Annotated in this window: 19 protein-coding genes; all 19 read right to left on the bottom strand. The window is 53.5% G+C overall.

The features are described 5' to 3' along the window. Positions 1 to 3,416, bottom strand: a 3,416-nt coding sequence (locus BM155_RS16030; protein WP_175487815.1) for a LamG domain-containing protein, incomplete at its 3' end; no start/stop codon positions are given. Between the two features lie 100 nt (positions 3,417 to 3,516). Next, positions 3,517 to 4,482: a transglutaminase-like domain-containing protein gene (locus BM155_RS16025; RefSeq protein WP_175487814.1), complete on the bottom strand. Its 966-nt coding sequence runs from the start codon at positions 4,480 to 4,482 to the stop codon at positions 3,517 to 3,519. Next, the gene (locus tag BM155_RS16020; RefSeq protein ID WP_139223305.1) at positions 4,472 to 5,299 is read right to left on the bottom strand and encodes a hypothetical protein; all 828 of its coding nucleotides are present in this window, start codon (positions 5,297 to 5,299) and stop codon (positions 4,472 to 4,474) included. Before BM155_RS16020 ends, BM155_RS16025 begins: the two co-directional genes overlap by 11 nt. A gap of 442 nt (positions 5,300 to 5,741) precedes the next feature. Further along, positions 5,742 to 6,425, bottom strand: a complete 684-nt coding sequence (tsaA, locus tag BM155_RS16015; RefSeq protein WP_067154593.1) for a tRNA (N6-threonylcarbamoyladenosine(37)-N6)-methyltransferase TrmO — start codon at positions 6,423 to 6,425, stop codon at positions 5,742 to 5,744. A 54-nt stretch (positions 6,426 to 6,479) separates the two neighbouring features. Next, entirely contained in the window at positions 6,480 to 7,940 is a 1,461-nt protein-coding gene (locus tag BM155_RS16010; protein ID WP_074904260.1) for an NAD-dependent succinate-semialdehyde dehydrogenase, read from the bottom strand. 89 nt (positions 7,941 to 8,029) lie between these two features. After that, entirely contained in the window at positions 8,030 to 9,424 is a 1,395-nt protein-coding gene (gene der, locus BM155_RS16005) for a ribosome biogenesis GTPase Der (protein WP_067154598.1), read from the bottom strand. 230 nt (positions 9,425 to 9,654) lie between these two features. Continuing rightward, complete coding sequence (gene bamB, locus BM155_RS16000) at positions 9,655 to 10,818, bottom strand: outer membrane protein assembly factor BamB (protein ID WP_067154602.1); 1,164 nt, start codon at positions 10,816 to 10,818, stop codon at positions 9,655 to 9,657. Beyond that, on the bottom strand, positions 10,815 to 11,561 hold the full coding sequence (locus BM155_RS15995; RefSeq protein WP_074904258.1) for a YfgM family protein: 747 nt from the start codon (positions 11,559 to 11,561) through the stop codon (positions 10,815 to 10,817). Before BM155_RS15995 ends, bamB begins: the two co-directional genes overlap by 4 nt. 141 nt (positions 11,562 to 11,702) lie before the next feature. Further along, complete coding sequence (hisS, locus tag BM155_RS15990; RefSeq protein ID WP_074904255.1) at positions 11,703 to 12,965, bottom strand: histidine--tRNA ligase; 1,263 nt, start codon at positions 12,963 to 12,965, stop codon at positions 11,703 to 11,705. Positions 12,966 to 13,282: 317 nt separating this feature from the next. After that, positions 13,283 to 14,395 (bottom strand): flavodoxin-dependent (E)-4-hydroxy-3-methylbut-2-enyl-diphosphate synthase, encoded by a 1,113-nt coding sequence (gene ispG, locus BM155_RS15985; protein WP_067154611.1) that lies wholly within the window; start codon positions 14,393 to 14,395, stop codon positions 13,283 to 13,285. A 98-nt stretch (positions 14,396 to 14,493) separates the two neighbouring features. Continuing rightward, positions 14,494 to 15,474, bottom strand: coding sequence for a RodZ domain-containing protein (locus BM155_RS15980; protein WP_074904253.1), 981 nt, complete (start codon positions 15,472 to 15,474; stop codon positions 14,494 to 14,496). Continuing rightward, on the bottom strand, positions 15,464 to 16,258 hold the full coding sequence (gene pilW, locus BM155_RS15975) for a type IV pilus biogenesis/stability protein PilW (protein WP_074904250.1): 795 nt from the start codon (positions 16,256 to 16,258) through the stop codon (positions 15,464 to 15,466). Before pilW ends, BM155_RS15980 begins: the two co-directional genes overlap by 11 nt. A 36-nt stretch (positions 16,259 to 16,294) precedes the next feature. Then, positions 16,295 to 17,458, bottom strand: a complete 1,164-nt coding sequence (rlmN, locus tag BM155_RS15970) for a dual-specificity RNA methyltransferase RlmN (RefSeq protein ID WP_067154621.1) — start codon at positions 17,456 to 17,458, stop codon at positions 16,295 to 16,297. A gap of 125 nt (positions 17,459 to 17,583) precedes the next feature. Then, positions 17,584 to 18,012 (bottom strand): nucleoside-diphosphate kinase, encoded by a 429-nt coding sequence (gene ndk, locus BM155_RS15965; protein ID WP_067157902.1) that lies wholly within the window; start codon positions 18,010 to 18,012, stop codon positions 17,584 to 17,586. A 171-nt stretch (positions 18,013 to 18,183) separates the two neighbouring features. Then, entirely contained in the window at positions 18,184 to 18,378 is a 195-nt protein-coding gene (iscX, locus tag BM155_RS15960) for a Fe-S cluster assembly protein IscX (RefSeq protein WP_067154623.1), read from the bottom strand. 48 nt (positions 18,379 to 18,426) lie between these two features. Beyond that, complete coding sequence (fdx, locus tag BM155_RS15955) at positions 18,427 to 18,765, bottom strand: ISC system 2Fe-2S type ferredoxin (protein WP_067154626.1); 339 nt, start codon at positions 18,763 to 18,765, stop codon at positions 18,427 to 18,429. Between the two features lie 43 nt (positions 18,766 to 18,808). After that, entirely contained in the window at positions 18,809 to 20,674 is a 1,866-nt protein-coding gene (hscA, locus tag BM155_RS15950) for a Fe-S protein assembly chaperone HscA (protein ID WP_067154628.1), read from the bottom strand. A gap of 2 nt (positions 20,675 to 20,676) precedes the next feature. After that, positions 20,677 to 21,201, bottom strand: a complete 525-nt coding sequence (gene hscB / locus BM155_RS15945; protein WP_067154631.1) for a Fe-S protein assembly co-chaperone HscB — start codon at positions 21,199 to 21,201, stop codon at positions 20,677 to 20,679. 105 nt (positions 21,202 to 21,306) lie between these two features. After that, positions 21,307 to 21,630: an iron-sulfur cluster assembly protein IscA gene (iscA, locus tag BM155_RS15940; protein WP_074904247.1), complete on the bottom strand. Its 324-nt coding sequence runs from the start codon at positions 21,628 to 21,630 to the stop codon at positions 21,307 to 21,309. Positions 21,631 to 21,634 lie beyond the last annotated feature (4 nt).

The following is a 21,634-nucleotide window of genomic DNA, read 5'->3' as shown; positions in this document are numbered from 1 at the left end:
GATTTCCAGTGTTCACCTTCCTCCGGTAGACGTCCCTTGCTGCTGACATCAATATAGGAGTTGGAGCTGATATAGAAGTCATTAGCAGTCAGGGTAATGCCTGAAGTAAAAGTGCCTGACGCCGCCGGTGTAGTGATCTTTCCATTGTTCTTAACCGAAATGGAATCAAAGCTGTAATCCTGAGGCAGCTCAAGCGTATAACCGTCAACAACCAAGTTATTATTGGCTACTGTAAAGTCTCCCTTTGCACTCACATAGGCACTACTATATCCTGCACCAGAAATCGAAGAGTTTAGATAGGTTCCTTCCTCTATAATCGCGCGTGCATTACTGATAAATATCGGGGCGTCTACCTGTCCGCTGAACGTATAGGGCGCATATGATGTAGATGCATTATGGTTAGCGATCTGCAACTTAGCATTGTTGAATTCTGCAGAACGATCATAAAGGTAAACTGTTCCCGGCCCCCCATAAGCCGTCGTTCCAGAGTAGTTATTACCAGCTCGCGCAAAAACACGGGCAGCAGGATCAAACCCTGTCAGTGAGTCATAATAAATTGCGACTCGACCACCACCACCGGAAGCAGCGAAGTAACCACGTCCACCGGAAGCTTCTATCAGCGTATTGCTATTTCCGATCAGTTCCTTTGCCTCTATCCATATTGAGCCGCCACTTCCCGCACCGACCTGCGATAGACCATCTTCTCCATTAGCCAAAATATCGCCATAAACTTCGAACTTGTTATTGGCAATTAACTTTATGGCGCCACCACCTCGGGTTCCTGACATAGAGACATCCGAACCATAACCTCCTACGCCAAAGTCTGTCGGCATCTCAATCGAACCGAAAGTCTCGGCTACCGTTCCTGACACTGGATCTGCACCACCCACACCTCCATAACTGCCACCAGATTTAAAATGGCTACCTTCTATAGGTTTTTTTCCCTTTGCACTAACATCTACCGAAGAATTATCAGCGATATATATATCATTAGCTGAAATTTGTAATAAAAAGGTATCTTCTTCTGCAGAGGGTATAGTTACCCCACCCCGATTCACAACGGCAAACAATGAATCAAAATCATAGGATGAACTCATTACAAGGGTGTATCCATCCACTATAAAATCTTCCGCCTCATACGAAAATGATCCACTGAAGGTTACTAATGCGTTTTTATTTCCTCGAATAGAGTGAGTTCTCAGATCAACACCTTCCGGAATCTGCAACGCGGCATTTCTTAGCAAGATATCCTCTCTTGCTGTGTTTTCTAGAACATAAGGCTCTGCTTTGGAATCTGATGCTTGATTATCCAAAATTAACAGACCTGAAAAATCCTCTCCACCCACAGGATCATAATCAATACGATGAGCCGTAATCCGGATGTTATCGTAATAACTATCCGCATCTACCCCACTTCTGCGAACAGACCGAATAACCAAGTTAAAGGAAGTCGTTCCTACCGGCACAGTTGAAACTAAGTTTCTTTGCTCCCATTCCTGAGCTTCTGTCGTCGTAAGCTCGCTAGTGCTTTCAGATATCTTATTTCCATAAGCATCAAGATACTCCAAAATTATTTGACCCTCGTCATCCCCACTATATGACGACTGTATCCAGCTTACTGATAATGCTATTTTTCCTTCATCAATTTCGGCTTGAGAAATATTACCACCTATAAGGCTAACCTCTTGTGAAATCCTGGATTCTTCCGTTTTACTGCCACCATAAATATAATAGGAGCCACCAAGATCTGTAGAACTAGGGGATGGGCTTACAGAATGAACTTGAGCATCACCCTCCTCAACATCCCAGTATTTAAGGCTACCAAATTCAGCATTAGCATTTTTAACATTTAATTTTTCAACGGCGCCGTCATGGAGAAACACACTCCCAGGGCCACCGTATAACTTCCCTTTACCGCCCTTTGCTGAAATCTGCTTAATAAAATTAAAAACACTGCCTGGTTTATAGTAAACGGCTATTCGCCCACCACTACCACCATTAGCGTATGAATTATTTCCAGCACCACCATGAGCACTGATACTTCCGTCTCCTTCAATCTCATCCACCTGCAGGAATATGGAACCTCCAGCACCGCCACCAGAATACCCCCCTTCATAAGAACTCGTTATTGCCCCCCCATTTGCCAGGATATTGCCATTCAACATCAATTTTTTTGCTTTCAGATGAAGACTACCACCCCCACGGGCCCCTGCCACGCCATTTACTGAGTGCTTCCCGCCTGCCCCCAACTCTAACGGCTGCTTATAACTTCCGTAAGGTATCTGTCCCCGGCCGCCGCCATAGCTAGCATGTGCACCGCCACAAGCTTCGCAGTTTTGTGGATCAGATAAGTTTCCAAGCTCTGAAACATCGATTTTCGAAGATGAGTCAATCTCTAAAACCCCTTCCACCTCCAAATCTATACTTGCGCCAACCGAATGTTTTAAAACTGCACCACTCGATAAAGTCATGCTAGAAAACTTGTGACTTCCATCAAGTGTCAAGGATGCTCCGTCGACGTGGATATGTTTATTTTCGAATCTAGTATCCGATTCCAAAATTATTGTATCATTGGTTATCACCAAATAGTCAGAGTCTGAAATACCAACACCCGATTTATAATGTTGTTCTACCTTATCTCCAGAGAGCGCATAATCATATATAGCAATATCACTCACCAAGCCATTTATCACCTCCTCCACTTGAACATCATTATTATTTGAAGAAGGATGTCCTCCAATAAAATAGCTATCCGAATAAATATAAATACTCTCAAACTCTTCGATAGAATTTACAAGCGTGCCATTCCTATACAAAGAAAGAACTTCATCTCCATATGTAACCACATAGTGATAAAGTTCACCAGCCACTATAGGGTCTGGATCTGATACGGAATACGAAAAATCCCCCCAATAAGAAAATGCAACATGCCCTTTTTTTGTAGCCCCAAAGGAAAAATCTTCACTATCTTCATCAGCTACAAATAAACCTTTACGATCATTAGTAGACGGAACAAACAATATTCCTCTTTCATCCTCACCAGCCATTTCATCAAACTGAATCCATAACTCTATAGAGAATGTATCTGGCAAACGAGGAATGTTTGGGTTTACCTTTAAGTATTGTTTTTCACCATCCAGTTTTATTGCACCACCCAAATTAGGTTGCATCTCAACAAACTCTAGATCCTCACCGCTAGTAATATCAGGAGCATTCCCCATTACATCAGCACTCCCCCCACTCATACTGTCATCTAGAGGCCAGTATGCCAGCGGAGAATCATTTATAACGAGACTCCGATATTCATCTACTTTACCGCTATCTTCAGCTCCACACACTGGAATCTCTGATAGGAAAAGTAGAAGCACCAGCAACGCTGACAAATATCCCTTTACTTCAGTCCCTAAGTAATTCATATCCCCAACATACCTGTACATAGAACCAGTCAAAATTCTCAAATTGCTAACACAACAAATCTCTATTCAATACATATCGAGCAGTCATAACTCTGACCTTTTAGAGCATCTGCACATCTAAACGCTCATCGAAACTTAAGAATCTATGGCTATTTCCTAACCGAGAATACCTATCAAAACTATAAAAAGAGATATACTTTCCATACCCGAAATCAATAGTGTTATTTTGCACATCAGCAACACTCCACGTATTGCCCGTCTGATATTCAGACCAATTATGGTAATTTTCCGCCTGCAACCTTCCTGAATCCTCCATCATAAAACCTGCAACCATCCGCGAAGGAATACCAGAAACTCTTGCCAAGGCAACAAATGCAGAGGCAAACTCCGTACAATCTCCTCTTAACTTGGTGATCGCGTAACGCGCCCCCCGATCTTCCGCTATGTAACCAACATCTTTTACATTTTTATAAATCCACGCAGCTATGCTATCGATATTTCCGCCCAACTTGCCTGCCAATTCGCGAATATCCGGATCATTCACTTCGATATTAGGCTCTACAGCTAAAAGCGGTTCAGTCTCTAAAGTAAATGGCTGCGGGTTTCCGGCCAACCTCATCTCTGCAGTAATACTTATCACTTCACTGGCATAGGGAGAAACACCTTTTAGATGAAATATCAACGATTGATTTCCGGATTGATCTAACTGAATTTCAAAAGGTTTATTAGCTGTTATAGTTTCCATCAATTGATATGAATTCCGCGGTACAGGAGCAAAAACCTTTAATGATGCACTTTCAAGGTATTCTGCAGTTTTATTTTTCACAAGAAAGCTATAACGAATTGTTTTTTCAATTTCGTAAATAGAATCTCGCTTATGCCAGTGAATATATAACCAACCAATCCCAGCCAACACAGTCGCCAAAAGAGCAACCAAAAAAACATAACCGAAAAAATGTTTTATCCGAACTCTATGAGACAAAGGTGAAAGCATTATTTCTTTACTATCGACTCCAGCTATAGATTCACTACCCAAAATCCTCACACCCTCTTTTTTAACCGCCACAGCTGGACACCCCATCCAATCCCTGTCTTTTAACAGCTCTTAGTGCGCTCATTTTCAGCGCACTTTTAACCTGCTCTATTCCGCCAGAAACCAAGTAGACATCACTAAGTGGCTCACCTTCTAGCTGTAATTTCAGTTTTGCCTCTTCACTTTTTCGTCCAACCACGAATACGGGAAAATAACCATTTATTGAATAATCCAGTGCTGCTTTATGCACGACTGGTGCCAACTGTAAATTTTCTTCAACAGCAACTGACGCGATTCCCAATACTGAAAGTTCTTTAGCCACCTGCCGACTGGTCGCAACTGTAACTGCACCAAAGTTGCTTACTTCAACAATAAAATCTTCTACCGATACAATGCTGACAGTATCGCTACCGGCTATATCACCACCTATGAGAATCTTTGGGCTTTGAAATCCGCCCTGAATAAGCTCCTTACATAATTTTGCCATCGAGTGCCTTTTATAAGGCTCCGCAACGATAAGCAAAGGCTTATTCTTCAAAAACACCTTTGTTTTGAGCTGCCTGCCAGACAGGTGTATAACATTCAGTGCGGGATCATGAAATTGAGGCTGTACAGCAACATCAGCAAGCACTAAATTCTCGACACTCTTAATCTCTTCAGAGTGAGTAAAGCAGAGTTCGGATGTTTCCGCCCTCACGGGCGCAAGTGGAGTGAAGTAATTACCAGAAGCGTCAGCGGAACAGTAATCAGCCTCAGCTTCTGCCGCTTTCGCACTAAGACAATACGAAAATCCCCAAAAAACGCAGAGCAATCCAAATCCGCGAATTACAGATGTGAAAGTTCCCGTCACACCTAATTACTCATTTTGTTATTTATTTGCGGTTAAAAGAAAAACCACCCCCAAGGCGGGCAATAGTAATGACACAAGCATAATTTCGTCAATATTATTTCATTACAAGCTATTACATACTTACACAGCTACATAGCGAAATTTTTTAGACTAATCTCAGGGGTGCACTACTTATTGATATAGCTCACAACTTATTTGTGATAAATACCTCACTTCAACAAAATGAAGTCTATGCGATAAAACCCTAATTTAAAATTCTTAAATTAGGGTAGCTGACTAGTGAAATTGAAGGGACATTCTTGAAGCGGACACCCTGTTACTTGAACGCCTAAGACTAGCCAAAGTGCTTATACAAATTAATCAGGGATTCCCTGAAGCAATAAAGAACATCCAATCAATTGAATCCTTTTTCCAAGTTAGACCGGAAAACCTATTTACCAGGTTAACTCAATGATACAACCTCAATACCGCCAGATGTATAACGCCAACGCAGGTTAAAACCACAAAGCCGCATACCATAGATACGCTCTGGATCAGGTGTTTGGTATGCGGGTTTAGGGTCTTGTTGTAGAACTTGGCGAATCAGTAAAGGAAGGTCTGTCCCCCACTCATCACTGTATGCGGTGGCTTTTTTTTGTATTTCTTCAGGAATATAAACGGCGAGGGAAGGTGGTGGGGCATCTGCGAAGGCGCTGCGCGCTTCTGAAACCGCGTCCACATAAGGAATATAGGGTTTTATATCCAGCACCGGGGTTCCGTCCACCAGGTCGGCACCACCGATGATGAGTTCTACTCTTGGAGAGGTACGTACTTCGATCAAGCGCACCACGGATAAGCCGATATTGTTGGGGCGGAATGGCGAGCGGGTGGCAAACACGCCGAGTTTTTTGTTACCGCCAAGACGTGGTGGGCGCACCTTGCTGGACCACTGCCCGTTCGTCTGATGAAATTGAAAAATAATCCATAGGTGGGTGTGTTCTGCTATGCCTGCAATGGCATCGGGGCTATTTACTGGAGGCAGTAATTCAATAGATGCGCGACTGGCGTCAGCCAGCATAGGCTGTCGTGGCACACCGAATTTTTCTCCAAAACAGGAGTGTACCGTTGCAATAGGGGAAATATTCAAAAGCTATCTTCTCGCTGTCTCCTGCCCGCTATGGGGCAGGAAGTCGGGCAACTATTAATTCACGCCGCCCATACAGAGGTATTTGATTTCCAGATAGTCATCCAGGCCATACTTGGAACCTTCGCGCCCTAGTCCGGATTCCTTTATTCCACCAAAGGGGGCCATCTCATTGGAAATTATGCCCTCATTAATACCTACCATTCCATATTCCAGCGCTTCCGCTACACGCCAGATACGACCGATGTCGCGGGAATAGAAATAGGAAGCAAGGCCAAATTCGGTGTCATTGGCCATGCGAATCACTTCATCCTCAGAGGAGAATTTGAACAGTGGCGCTACCGGGCCAAAGATTTCTTCTTTAAAAAGGCGCATCTGCGCGTTGACTTCAGTTAGCACCGTGGGGGCGTAAAAACATTCACCCAGTTCATGAGGTGCACCGCCAATCGTTGCTTTGGCACCTTTCTGCAGTGCATCGTCCACTAATTCCTGCACACCTTTTATTGCCTTTCTGGTGATCAAAGGGCCGACCTGGGTATCTGGATCAGTGCCGTCGCCAACTTTTAAAGCTTTAGTCGCAGCAGTAAATTTCTCCACAAATTCATCGTAGACACCCTCTTGCACGAAAATGCGATTAGCACAGACACAAGTCTGCCCTGCGTTGCGATATTTACAGGTGATAGCGCCTTTGACCGCTTCATCGATATCCGCGTCATCGAATACAATAAAGGGGGCGTTCCCACCCAGTTCCATCGAGGTTTTTTTGATGGTGTCGGCGCATTGGGTCTGCAACAGGCGCCCTACGGCGGTGGAGCCGGTAAAGGTGAACTTGCGCACCAGAGAGTTGCTTGTCATCTCGGCGCCTATCTCCCGTGCACTTTTACCGGCCACTACATTAAAAATACCGGCAGGGATACCGGCCTCTTCCGCTAACACTGCCAGTGCCAGTGCCGATAGCGGTGTCTCCGAAGCGGGCTTGGCGATAAAAGGACAGCCAGCGGCAAGTGCGGGGGCCATTTTGCGGGCGATCATCGCACTGGGGAAGTTCCAGGGGGTGATGGAACAGGCAACGCCGACGGACTGCTTGATTACGACAATGCGCTTGTCATTGGAGGGGGGCGCAATCACATCGCCATAGATGCGCTTAGCCTCTTCGGAAAACCATTCTATATAGTTTGCGCCGTAGAGAATTTCGGTTTTGGCCTCGGTTAGTGGTTTGCCCTGTTCGGCGGTAAGGATTTTTGCCAAGTCATCGACATTATCCACTATCAGATGGAACCAGCGGCGTAGAACGTTGGCACGCTCTTTGGCGGTTGCCTTGCGCCAGGCTGGCCACGCCTTATCCGCAGCCTCTATGGCTCGGCGGGTTTCCGCGGGTCCCAGATTGGCTATTCTGGTAATGACTTCACCGGTGGCTGGATTGGTGACCGCAAAGGTTTCTCCTGAGTCAGCGTCTATCCATTGACCGTTGACGTAGGATTGGGTACGCAGCAATGCAGTATTTTTGAGTTCGAGCATGATCGCCTCCGTTCTTTGCTCTCTCCCTCCGCACCTCTTTCCTACATGGAAAAGAGGTGTTGATTGTGCACACGTGTTACAAAAGAAAGTTATTTTTTCTTTTTTACAAATTTCATCAACCGCCGCTTTTTGGCCTTCTGGCGATCGGTCAGCTTTTGTTTTCTGCCCGCATAGGGGTTAGTGCCAGTCCGGAATTCGATCTTAACGGGGGTGCCATGCAGATCGAGTGCTTTACGGTAGGTTTTTTCCAGATAGCGTACATAGTGCGCGGGCACTTCTTCGGTCTGGTTGCCGTGAATCACAATAACCGGTGGATTCTGCCCACCGGCATGAGCATAGCGCAGCTTGATTCGGTGACCGCGCACCAGTGGTGGTTGGTGCTCACTTACTGCCCATTGCAAGATTCGCGTGAGGTGGTTGGTACTCAGCTTATCGGTGGCACTTTGATAGGCCGCTTCAATCGATTGATACAGATTGCCAACCCCTGTGCCGTGCAAGGCGGAAATAAAGTGAATATCGGCGAAATCGACAAAGCGCAGACGCCGCTCCAATTCCGCCTTGACGTATTCGCGGTGGTCCGCTTCCAGGCCGTCCCATTTGTTCAGTGCCACTACCAGTGCGCGCCCAGCCTGAATGACGCTGCCCATCAGGTGCATGTCCTGATCGACCAGCCCCTCGCGGGCATCAATCACCAACACCACCACATTGGCATCTTCCACCGCCTGCAGAGTTTTAACGATGGAAAACTTCTCTACGGACTCCTTGATATTTTTGCGCCTGCGAACCCCTGCGGTATCGATAATGGTGTAGGGTTTGTCGTCGCGCTGGTAATTAATGTAGATACTGTCGCGCGTGGTGCCGGGTTGGTCGTAAACAACCACCCGCTCTTCCCCCAGCAGGCGGTTGACCAGGGTTGATTTGCCCACGTTGGGGCGGCCGACGATGGCGATTTTAATACCCGTTGCCTCTTCGGACTGCGGCGTCTCCACCTGTTCCGGCAGATCTTCCGCCACCCGTTGCATCAAACTGCGCACGCCACGACCGTGGGTCGCCGTAGTGGGAAATATTTCGCCGATGCCCAGCTCGTAAAAGGGGGCCAGGGCGATGTCCGGGTTGACGCCATCCACTTTGTTCGCCACCAGGAAGGTGGGTTTGGATCTTGAGCGCAACTGGTCGGCGATCATCTCATCCGCTGCGGTGAGTCCCGCGCGGCAGTCCACCAGAAATAGTACGACATCGGCCTCTTCAATCGCTCTAAGCGACTGCTGAGCCATGGCTGCGTCTATACCCTCTTCTCCGCCGCTGATTCCACCGGTGTCCACCAGGATCACCCTGCGGCCGCCGATCTCCGCTTCACCGTATTTGCGGTCGCGGGTCAGGCCGGCGTAGTTGGCCACCAAGGCGTCGCGGCTCTTGGTGAGCCGGTTGAAGAGTGTGGATTTGCCCACATTGGGGCGCCCGACCAAGGCAATTACTGGCAGCATATAAATCTGATTTGAGCCTATCCAAAAAACACGAATGCCCGCACGAAGCGGGCTACTTTCAACTTGGCATTTATTAGGAGCCTCTGATTATTTTGCTTCCCGCCGCTAGAGATTCTTCGGACCTGGGCAGCCCGGAATCCATTACAGCGTTCACGCGAATTAATCAGACGCCCTCACTGTCCGGCCCTGCCGGAAGATATCTGGCGAAGATACCTGTGGCGCCGCTGCTATCAGTGCCGTTCGAGACGTAGAGCGACGAGTTCACCGCCGTCGGACAGAGCGAAGAGCAGATCTCCATCCACCAGCATCGGGATTCGCACAGGATCACCGTCTATACGCTTACGCCCAATAAAGTGGCCGTTGGCGGGATCCAGAACGTGAAGATAACCTTCCAAATCCCCCACTACCAGCACATCGCTGAAGTAAGCCGGAGCGGAAAGCTCCCTGCGCAGCAGCTCGTTGTTGTTCCAGACAATCTGGCCATTGCCCACATTGTAGGCGTAGACACTGCCCCCGGCATCGCTCAAGTATACATTGCCCGCGCCTACCGCCACGCTTTGGTGGGTGGAGGCATCCCGTGCCCACAGGCCGCGGCCATCTTCACGGGAAAGGGCTACCACACGGCCCTGGTAGCTGGCCGCGAAAACTAAATCGCCACGCACCACTGGAGCGCCATCAATATCCACTACCCGATCCAGCTCCGCAGAGCCCTGAGGGATGGCGACCCGCTGTTCCCAACGCGGAATACCGTCACGGGCGTCCAATGCGATCAACTTACCGTTGTCGAGACCGGCAATTACCGTACCGCCCACGATCACCGGCGATGCGGTTCCACGCAGGGTCAGTACCGGCAGTACCGTATTATGGGTCCAGAGTTCACCGCCACTGGTGGCGTCCAGCCCCAGCAGCTTGCCATCCACTGTCTGCAATACAACCACTCCGGCACCTATCGCCGGGACAGAGACCACTTCACCGGACACCTGGTAGGTCCAGAGTTCCGCTCCGTCCTCCAGATTCAGGGCCACAGCGCGACCGCGGTAGTCGATGACCACCACCATGCCCAGACCAACGCCGACGCCACCGCTGATTTCTATCTCCAGATCAGTCTCCCACAAGCGCCGGCCAGTGTTTCGCTCCAAGGCGATGACCTCGCCCTCACTGTTGGCCACCACCAGTTTGCCGGCACTCACCGCCGGTTGCAGCATGGCGTAGCGAGTGGCATCGATATCACCGATGTTCCGCGACCACACCTCCTTTAGATCCACCGATGTGGTGATATCCACCAGTTCAACGGGATCTGTGTCTTCCTTTTCTTCGTTGGAAGCACAGGCGGCCAACACCACTGCCAGCGCCACGGCGGCGGCGCGGCCGGCCGCTCGGGAAAGAAAACTCATTGTTCGCTGCTCTCCTCGGCCCCTGCGTCTGCAGGTTCTACTTCGTTTTCACCGCCTTGTGCTTCACTCTTGTCCTCTGCGCCGTCATCCTGTGCAGACAGACTCTCTGCCTTCAGGCGCAGTAGCTGGGCGCTCTCCGCCTGTTCCGGCAACAGCTGCGCCAGCGCCTGCTGGTAAGCGGCGCGGGCTCCGGCCTCCTCACCCTTTTGTAACAGAATATCGCCGCGGGTCTCGGCAAACAGCGCGGCGAAGGATGAGGGCACAGCACCTTCGAGCAGTTTCAGTCCTTCGTCCGGCTTCCCGCGCGCGGCCATCACTGCGGCCAGGCGGCGCTTGGCCAAGAGTTTCAAGGTTTCCTCTTGGGTGTTGTCCAGCACCCACTGCAGTTCTTTTTCCGCGCTTTCCAGGTCGTTTTCCTCTGCCGCCTCAGCGGCGAGACGCAGAGCCGCGTGGCTGGCGTAGATGCCCTTGGGGAATTCGTCCTTCAGCTGCTGACTAATACTTTTGGCAGTGGTCATCTGCTTGTTGTCCGGCTCGCCACCATTGGCGGACACCGCCTCGACAAAGTTCTGGTACAGATTGGAGGCCTCCTCGGCCTTGGCCCGCTCGGAGTTCTGCCACCACTGGTACCCGAAATAGCCGGCCAGCGCCAGAACCACGCCGGTCACAATTCCCTTACCATTTTCCGCCCACCAGCGCTTGAGCGTTTCTATCTGTTCTTGTTCTGTCAGATGGTCTGCCATGTAATTGTTTGCCTTTCCTGTTTTGTTCCAGGGCCCGGGATGCACAAAGCCGGGTTACCATTTTCCTGTGCGAGGACAGCGGACCGCCTTGTCTTCGCATTACCTCAATGCTCCGGCACCGGTGGCTCCGGTTGCCGTGCACTACTCCCGCAGCAGCGCCGCCAAAGCCTCCAGCGCCACAGTCTGTTGCGGCTGTTCCTCGCGCAGGTACTTGACCGTCACCTGCCCCGAGGCGGCCTCGTCCTCGCCAATGATCAGCGCATAGTCAGCACCGCTCTTGTCGGCCTTTTTCATCTGGCTCTTAAAGCTGCCGCCGCCCATATGGGCCTGCAGACGCAGCCAGGGCAGATCTTCACGCAGCCGCTCCGCCGCAGCTAAAGCCGCTGATTGTACCTCACCCACGGCCACCAGATAGGCATCTACTTGGCGATTCAGAAACTCCGGCAGTACGCCCAGTGTCTCCAGCATCAGAACCAAGCGCTCAACGCCGAGGCCGAAGCCTACCGCCGGCGTCGGCTTGCCGCCCATCTGTTCCACCAAGCCATCGTAGCGGCCACCGGCGCATACGGTACCTTGGGCGCCGAGGCTATCGGTGACCCACTCAAATACCGTTTTGCCGTAGTAATCGAGACCGCGCACCAGCTTGGGGTTGATCTCGTAGCTCACCCCGGCGGCGTCCAGCAGTGCCTTCAGACCGTCGAAATGGGCTTTGGATTCCTCGTCCAGGAAATCCAGTAGACAGGGTGCACCGGCCAGCAGTTCCTGTGTCTGGGGATTTTTACTGTCGAGGATGCGCAGCGGGTTGCGTTCCAGGCGGCGCTGACTGTCCTCGTCCAACTGCTCGCGGCGGGCCTGCAGGTAATCCACCAGGGCCTCGCGATAAGCGGCGCGGCTGGCAGCATTGCCCAGGGAGTTCAGCTGCAGACTCACGCTGTCGGCAATGCCCAACTGACGCCAGAGGCGCGCGGTCATAATCAGGATTTCCGCGTCGATATCGGGCCCCGGGATTCCGAAAACCTCGACACCAAATTGGTGAAACTGCCGCAGGCGCCCTTTCTGCGGGCGTTCGTAGCGGAACATGGGCCCGAAATACCAAAGGCGCTGCGGCTGGTTGAGCAAATTGTTTTGGATGGCAGCGCGCACTGTGCCGGCGGTGCCTTCCGGACGCAGGGTTACACTGTCACCGCTCTTGTCATCGAAGGTATACATCTCCTTCTCGACAATGTCCGTGACTTCTCCCACGGCGCGGCTGAACAGCTCCGTCGCCTCCAGGTAAGGGGTGCGGATCTCGCTGTAGCCATAGCGGGCAAAGAGCTCGCTCAGTGTGGATTCCACATACTGCCAGACCGGAGACTGATCCGGCAGCAGATCGTTCATGCCGCGAATTGCGCGAAGTTGTTTCAACGGTGTTCCTTACTTACTGGTTAACTCAGCGCCACTAGAGCCGATATCGACTAGGCGCCTGCACATCGATTTTCTGCCACTTATTGCGGGCTCCTGTAGGGAGCCTCTAATAAATTCGCCTCCTGGCGGTAAAAAGACTGCAAGGCCAGATGGGAGCTCAGATAACGGGATGGATATCTCGGAACCACCGGAAACACGGAGATATCCGGCGGAGTTACAGGGATGTACTCGTGTATTTTCGAAATATCCAGCCCATAACCTGAGCGCCCCGACACCGGCTACAACGCTCATGCGAATTCATCAGAAGTTCCCTGGCACTACGCCTTGGCGATTATATCCGCCTCCCGCTCGGCCTTGGCAGCGGCCTTTTCGCGAATCAGTTTTTCCAGGTCGTCGACCAGGTTGTCGTTCTTGAATTTGCGGTCCGGCTGGCCGTCCACATAAATCGCGTGGCTCGGCGTACCGCCGGCGAGCCCGATATCCGCCTCTTTTGCTTCCCCGGGGCCATTGACAATGCAGCCGATCACGGCGACATCCAGCGGGGTGGTGATATCTTCAAGGCGCGCCTCCAATTCGTTCATTGTCTTGACCACGTCGAAGTTTTGCCGCGAACAGCTGGGGCAGGCGATAAAGTTAATCCCCTTGGTGCGCAGGCGCAGGCTCTTGAGCAGATCCCAACCCACCTTGACCTCTTCCACCGGATCGGCAGCAAGGGAAACCCGCAGCGTGTCGCCAATCCCGTCCAGCAGCAATGCTCCGAGACCGATGGCGGATTTGACCGTGCCGGAACGCAGGCCGCCGGCTTCGGTGATCCCCAGGTGCAAGGGCTGTTCTATCAGCTGGGCCAGTTTTCGGTAGGCAGCGGTGGCCATGAAAATGTCCGATGCCTTGACGCTCACCTTGAAATTGTGGAAGTCCAGGCTGTCGAGAATCTCCACGTGGCGCAAGGCGGACTCCACCAGTGCATCCGGTGTCGGCTCGCCGTATTTTTTTTGCAAGTCTTTTTCCAGGGAACCGGCGTTAACGCCAATGCGGATCGGAATATTCAGATCGCGCGCTTTGTCCACCACCGCGCGGATACGCTTTTCCCGACCGATATTACCCGGGTTGATCCGCAGGCAGTCGACACCCAAGTCGGCAACTCTGAGTGCGATGCGGTAATCGAAGTGAATATCCGCCACTAGGGGCACGCTCACCTGCTTTTTGATTTCACCGAAGGCTTCGGCGGCGTCCAGACTCGGGACGGATACCCGCACAATGTCCGCACCCGCCTGCTGCAAGCGCTGCACCTGAGCCACAGTAGCCGCGACATCACAAGTGTCGGTGTTGGTCATGCTCTGCACCGAGATGGGAGCACCGCCGCCGACGGGCACATCGCCAACCATGATCTGACGCGACTGGCGACGGGCGATGGGAGACTCAAATTGCATAGGGTGACCTGGCAGTTTTGCGGATACAAAAAATGAAGGAGGGATTATAGAGAGATTGGGCGCAAACCTACAGGGGCCGCGCCCTAGCGAAGAGTGAACTACTCGCCCACTGTCAGGCGGCGGGTGCGGCGGCTACCGATGGGGTCACTGTCAATCAGCTCGCCGCGATAGAGCACTTGTGCTCCCCGGGCATTGCCCAGCATTAACTGATAAGGGGCCTCACCGCTCAGCTCGACTTCAGTACCGGCGGGCTGCAACTTGGCCAGCAGTACGCGGCCGCTGGCGTCCTTGACCTCGACCCAGGACTCCTCGACAAACGTCAGCCGCAGTGCGCCGTCGACAGGTGCTGCGGAGGGTTCCACTGACTGCCCGGAGCCAGACTCTTCAGCACTGGTGGCCGGCGTCACGACGGCCTGCGGTTCAGCAATTGCCGGCACCTGTTCCGATTCACCGACAGCGGAGATCGGATCCGCCTCAATTGCAGGCATGGTACTGAGTTCGGCCTCACTCTCCGCTGAATCCGTGGCAGCCGTTCCATCCGCAACGACAGCGTCACCGCCCTCAGGCTCCACGGCGGCCAGCTCATCCCTTGGCGCTTCCGGATACAGGCCCCCGCTGGCGAGCGCAGCCGGCTGCTGTGCCACATCGCGGCCATATAGCCACCAGAAAACAACCCCCACCAGCAACAGCGGCAACACCAATAGGCCCCGCATGCGGTGTCGAACCGGAGAAACTTCCCCTCCACGGCTGACGTGGGCAAGTATTTCACGGCTCTCTTCCTCGGCACTGCAATAGCCGGAGAACGCCTGCAACACGGGCCCCTCGTCGATATTCAGCTCTTTGCAGAGATTGCGGATATAGCCGCGCACATAGATGGCGCCCGGCAGGCGGTCGTACTGATCGCGCTCCAGCAGTTCCAGTTTGTTCCCGGTCATGCACAGGCGGTTGGACAATTCCTCCCGGCTCAGGCCGGCCGCCTCCCGGGCGCGTTGCAGCTGGCTGCCGGGGGAATTATCCAGCAGCTGTTCACGGGATTCACCCGTCTGCTCGCGGGCGATATCGGAAAGGTTATCCGTCATTGGCCATAGTCTGTTTGTACTTCAGCGCTTCCGCCGAATAGGGGTAGAGATTTTTCAGCGCCAGGGCATAACTCCGTTCCTTGTCCCGGTTGCCAAAAATTTTCTCAATTCGGATACCCAGCCACAGGGACTGAGGTATCTGCCGGTTTTTCGCACTGTATCTGTCCAGGTAGTGCTTTGCCTCTACATAAGCACCGGTATTAAATTTAAGTTCGGCCAATTCCAGTAAGGCTTGAGGCAAATCGTCATCCAGCGCCAGGGCGCGGGTGTAAGCCTTCTCTGCCTCTTCCACCTTGCCCAGCTTTGCGGCTGTACGGCCATAGTTGGTCAGCGCATAGGAGCGGCGGTTATAGGTGAGATCGGAAGCCGCTTTCTCAAACTGCACTAGCGCTTCCTCGTAGCGCTCCTGCTGGTAGAGAAAGGCACCGTAGTTGGTCCGCGCCATGGAGAAGTTGTCTCCGTAGCGCAACGCTTTCTTGAAGTGGGATTCAGCCACCTCTACCTCGCCGTCCGTCTGATACATCAGCGCGAGTCCGAGATGGGCCATAGGGTCCTTTTTACCGAGTTCCAGGGCCTTGTTGAAATGGTGGCGGGCCGCCTCGCGGTTGTCGCCATTTCTCAGGTAACGCAGCCCCAGCTGCACATGGGTCTGAACCGCTTTTTCAATATCAACTTCCTGCCGCTGCGGCAGGCCGGTTGTGACACAGCCGCTCAGCGCGACCGAGAGGATCAAGCCAAAAAGAAGTCCGGAGAGTTTTTTCGCTAACACAACATCACCTGTCATTGTTTTGTTCCGGCCTCCGGTGATGTTCTGTCGACATCACCCGACGAAGCGCACCGGGCTTTCTATCTCGCCTTGGTCTGCGCCATCGTCTCGGAGCCGGGCATTGCGGTAGCGTTCAGAGCGGCGCGTGCGATCGTTAACGCTGCCAGCCAACTGACCGCAGGCCGCGGCAATGTCATCGCCGCGGGTGGTGCGCACGGTTACCGTATAACCTTTGTCCAACAAAATCTGTTGAAAGCGTCGCAAAGCATTGTTGCTTACCCGCTCGTAGTCGGACAGCTCAAACGGATTGAAGGGTATCAGATTTATCTTGACTGGCACATCGCGCAGCAGCTCCGCCAACTGCTCGGCATGCTCGGGACGGTCGTTGACCTCGCGGATCAGGGTGTACTCAATGGTGATCTTGCGATGGCTGTCCGGCATGCGCTCTATGTAGCGCTGGGCGGAATCCAGCAGCATGGCGATGGGATATTTTTTATTGATGGGAACCAGCTGGTTGCGCAGCTCGTCGTTGGGCGCGTGCAGGGAGATCGCCAGACTGACATCAGTCACATCCGCGAGGCGGTCCAGCGCGGGCACCACGCCGGATGTAGATAGGGTGACCCGGCGCTTGGAAATGCCGTAGGCATTGTCTTCCATCATCAGGGTCATGGCGTCGACCACATTGTCAAAATTCAACAGCGGTTCGCCCATACCCATCATAACGACGTTGGTCACCTTGCGCGGACCTTTCGGCTGCAACTGACCGAAGGACTTACAGGCGATCCACACCTGACCGATGATCTCCGCCGCGCTCAGGTCGCGATTGAAGCCCTGCTTGCCTGTGGCGCAAAAGCTACAGTCCAAAGAGCAGCCAACCTGGGAGGATACGCAGAGGGTACCTCGGTCACCATCGGGGATATAGACGGTCTCAATGGCATTGCCGCCCTCGACGCGGATCAGCCATTTGCGCGTGCCGTCGGCGGAGTCCCACTGACCCAGTACCTCGGGCGCCCGCACCTCTGCCACCTGAGCCAATTTCTCTCGCAGTACCTTGGAGATATTGGTCATCTGCGAGAAGTCATCGACCCCATTTTGGTGAATCCACTTGAGCACCTGCACCGCGCGAAAACGCTTTTCGCCCAGCGATTCAAAGAAGGCGGCCAGCTTGTCCGGGGACAGGCCGAGCAGGTTGGTTTTGGCGGTTTGCGCTTGGGTCATGGGATTACCTCGTGGGGTTCAGGCTTAGGAGTGGACCCGCTTCTTTCCGTGAGCGGCCTGCGCACTTTGACAAAGTGCCACAATCCGCTGCGGAGCGGGCCCTTCACACTGCCTTTGTCGCGAAATCAGCTGCGCGGGCAAATTTCGTCTTCGGCAAAGAAGTAGCTCACCTCACGCGCTGCAGACTCAGGGGAGTCGGAGCCGTGTACCGCATTGGCGTCGATGCTCTGGGCGAAGTCGGCGCGGATAGTGCCGGGAGCTGCCTCCTGCGGATTGGTGGCACCCATCAGGTCGCGGTTTGCCTGAATAGCATTTTCACCTTCCAGTACCTGTACCACGACCGGACCGGAAGTCATGAAGTCCACCAGATCTTTGAAGAAGGGACGCTCTTTGTGTTCGGCATAGAAGCCCTCGGCCTTCTCGCGGGACAGGTGCAGCATTTTCATGGCAACAATACGCAAACCGGCTTTTTCGAAGCGGGTTTCGATTTCGCCGATAACATTCTTGGCTACCGCGTCCGGCTTGATAATGGAAAGAGTGCGTTCCAGGGCCATCTTGTTCTCCAATTTCAGTGTTTGCAATGCTTATACAGAAAGAGCAACTCAAACAGTTGCTCTTCAATGAATTCTTGTGTGCCCGCGCGGAGCACTCAGATTTTAATCACCGCCATTTTGCGGAGGGCGGATTATACGCGCTGTTGCACGAAGTTTGTACTATCTGGTGACTTACTCGGCCTCTTCGATCCATGCCGCCTGTATAGCCTCGAGAATTTTTTCACCACAGCGCTCGGGATCATCGTCAAAACCGGGCAGCTCCATCACCCAGTTGCGCAGTTCAACAAAGTTGACCGAGAGTGGGTCCACGTCCGGGTATGCTTCCACCAACTCGATAGCGATGTCGTTGATATCTGTCCATTTCATCTGCGTCTTCTCCTCGCAACTAGACCTGCGGCGATTCAGACCAACCGGTCAATGTTTTTCCGATACCTGGTTGATGGTGTATTTGGGAATCTCGACCACCAGATCTTCGTCACTCACGATTGCCTGGCAGGACAGGCGCGATTCCGGCTCCAACCCCCAGGCCTTATCCAGCATGTCCTCTTCCAGTTCGTCAGGCTCTTCCAGGGAGTCAAAACCCTCGCGCACGATCACGTGACAGGTGGTGCAGGCACAGGATTTTTCGCAGGCGTGCTCTATCTCAACACCGTTCTCAAGGGCCGCGTCACAGATACTGATTCCGGGTTCCACTTCCACCACCTTGCCCTCGGGGCAAATTTCGGCGTGGGGCAAAAAAACGATTTTTGGCATGGGCTTGTAACTCTATCCAGTGGGTCCCTCAGGGTCCCGGCATTTATTGATCGAATTCGTCCAGGGAGTGCCCCTGCATGGCGCGTTTAATGGAGGCATCCATACGGCGCGCAGCGAAAGGCTCAGATACCTGATTGAGCGCGTCAATGCGCCGCCGGATTTCGTCCGCATCGCCGCCGTTGTGCGCCAACCGCAGCGCCTCCATGGCCCGCTCCAGATCGCTCAGTTCCTCTTCGCTGAGCAGCTCAGCGCCATTTTCTTGCAACGCAGTCAGCAGTGCCTCCAGGGTGCGCTCCGCCTCCACTTGGGCCTCGCGCAACGCCCGCGCAACCTTGTCTTCCTCGGCGTGGGCGTAGGAATCCTGGAGCATGCGGGCAATGTCCTTATCCTCCAGGCCATAGGAGGGTTTGACAGTGACATCGGCACTGACGCCACTGCTCTTCTCCGTCGCTGTCACCGACAAAAGGCCGTCCGCATCCACCTGGAAAGTCACGCGGATATGGGCGGCACCAGCCACCATGGGCGGTATACCGCGCAATTCAAAACGGGCCAGGGAGCGGCAGTCCTTGACCAACTCGCGCTCTCCCTGCACCACGTGGATCGCCATGGCTGTCTGGCCGTCTTTGAAAGTGGTGAACTCCTGGGCCTTGGCTACGGGAATCGTGGTGTTGCGGTGAATCAGTTTCTCCGTCAAACCACCCATAGTTTCGATACCGAGAGACAGAGGTATCACATCCAGCAGCAGCAGGTCGTCGCGGGATTTGTTGCCTACCAGCACGTCCGCCTGCAGGGCCGCGCCAATGGCAACCACCTGATCGGGGTCTATATCCGCATGGGGCGGACGGCCGAAGTATTCCTCTACCCGCTCGCGCACGCGCAGGGTACGGGTGGAACCGCCCACCAGTACCACCTCCTGCACATCCTCAACAGACAAGCCGGCATCGCGCAGGGCGCGCCGGCAGGCGCGCAGTGTCTTGTCGATCAGGGGGTCCAGCAGCCGCGCCATACCAGCGCGATCCAGAGTGCCCCGCCAATCCCCACAGGCGACTTCCACCTGCTCTTTGCTTGCCAAAGCCTCTTTGGCGGCACAGGCATTATCCAGCAGTTCACGCTGGGTGGCCGGGTCCAGGTCGGTGCCCAATCCCGCCTGTGCTGCGATCCAGCTGGCGATGGCGCGGTCGAAGTCGTCGCCGCCGAGAGCGGTATCACCGCCGGTAGAGAGCACTTCAAAGACACCGCGGGACAGGCGCAGAATGGAAATATCGAAGGTGCCGCCCCCCAAATCGTAGACAGCTATGATCTTGGAGTCGGCGTCATCTCTATCCAGACCATAGGCGACCGCGGCCGCCGTGGGCTCGTTCAGCAACCGCAGCACCTTGAGACCCGCCAGTTGCGCGGCATCTTTGGTGGCTTGGCGCTGGGCATCATCAAAATAGGCGGGTACGGTAATGACCGCGCCATCCAGCTCGCCGCCGAGGGCCTCCCGACCACGCTGCGCCAGTGTTTTCAAAATTTCGGCGGATACCTGAACGGGACTCACCGGCCCGGCAGCGGTTTCAATCAAAGGCATTCCGCCATCGGTATCAGCAAATCTGTATGGCAATTGATCGCCGAAACTCTGCACATCGGCGATGCCCCGCCCCATCATGCGCTTGACCGAGATCAGCGTGTTGTACGGGTCGTCTCCGGCGCGGGCGCGGGCAACGGCGCCCACACTGATGCCCGCTTCACCGTAGTGCACGACCGACGGCAGTATCACACTGCCGTCTTCCGCCGCTATGGCTTCTGCCGAGCCGCTGCGCACCGTGGCCACCAGTGAATTGGTGGTCCCCAGATCGATGCCAACTGCACGTTTGCGCTGGTGGGGTTCGGGAGTCTGGCCGGGTTCGGAGATTTGCAGTAATGCCATTTTTAATCCAGTAAATCTTCTTCCAGGTCTTCCACTTGTCGCTGCAACTTGGCGAGAAATTGCAATTTAAAGAGGGAGTTTTTCGCCGCTTCCAAATCGCCCGCCGTTAAGTACCCGGCGAAATGTTTTTGCTCAGCAACAAAAAGGCCGCGCACTTCATCCCCAAGGTGGTCCAGCGCCCTTTCCGGTTCTGCCGCGTCCCGCACTTCTTCCAAACGCTCGCGCAGTACCATCTGCTGCATCAGAAATTCCGCGTCGCTGGTAGTCTGTTCGGGACTTACTTCCACGCCGGAGAGCCGCAACAGGTAAGCCGCGCGCGCCACGGGATCGCGCAAAGTGGTATGGGCTTCGTTAATCTTCGCCGCGTACTGCATCGCCAGCCGCTGTTCGCGCTCGGACTTGGCGGCGTACTTATCGGGGTGGAACTCCCGCTGTAGTTCCCGGTAGCGCTCGGCCAGGGCCGCGCGATCAATATCGAACTCAGGGGTGAGGCCGAATATTTCAAAATAATTCTGATTCAGTGGCATAGGCATTTACCCCGGCAGGCTGCGTTTACACTGCCCCGCAGATGGTGGAGATATGAAAAAGGCCGGCATGCACGACGCACCCGGCCTTTCCACGGCTGGCGGGGATCACACGTGAAAACTTTCGCCGCAACCGCACTCGTTCTTCACGTTCGGATTGGAAAAGGCAAACCCTTCATTCAGCCCTTCCTTGACGAAATCCAATTCGGTACCGTCCAGGTAGACAAGACTCTTTGGGTCCACCACCAGCTTGACGCCATTCTGCTCGAAAACCATGTCCTCGGCAGACACTGCGTCGACAAACTCCAGCACATAGGAAAGGCCAGAGCAACCGGCGGTCTTGACGCCGACACGAATACCCACGCCCTTGCCGCGTTTTTCAAGCTGGCCGCGGATATGCGCCTGCGCGGCTTCCGTCATGGTAATGGCCATTGCA

The sequence above is a fragment of the Microbulbifer thermotolerans genome, from assembly GCF_900112305.1.
Taxonomy (GTDB): Bacteria; Pseudomonadota; Gammaproteobacteria; order Pseudomonadales; family Cellvibrionaceae; genus Microbulbifer; species Microbulbifer thermotolerans.
Note: the sequence above shows the minus strand (reverse complement) of the source record. Positions and strands in the feature narration are given on the sequence as shown.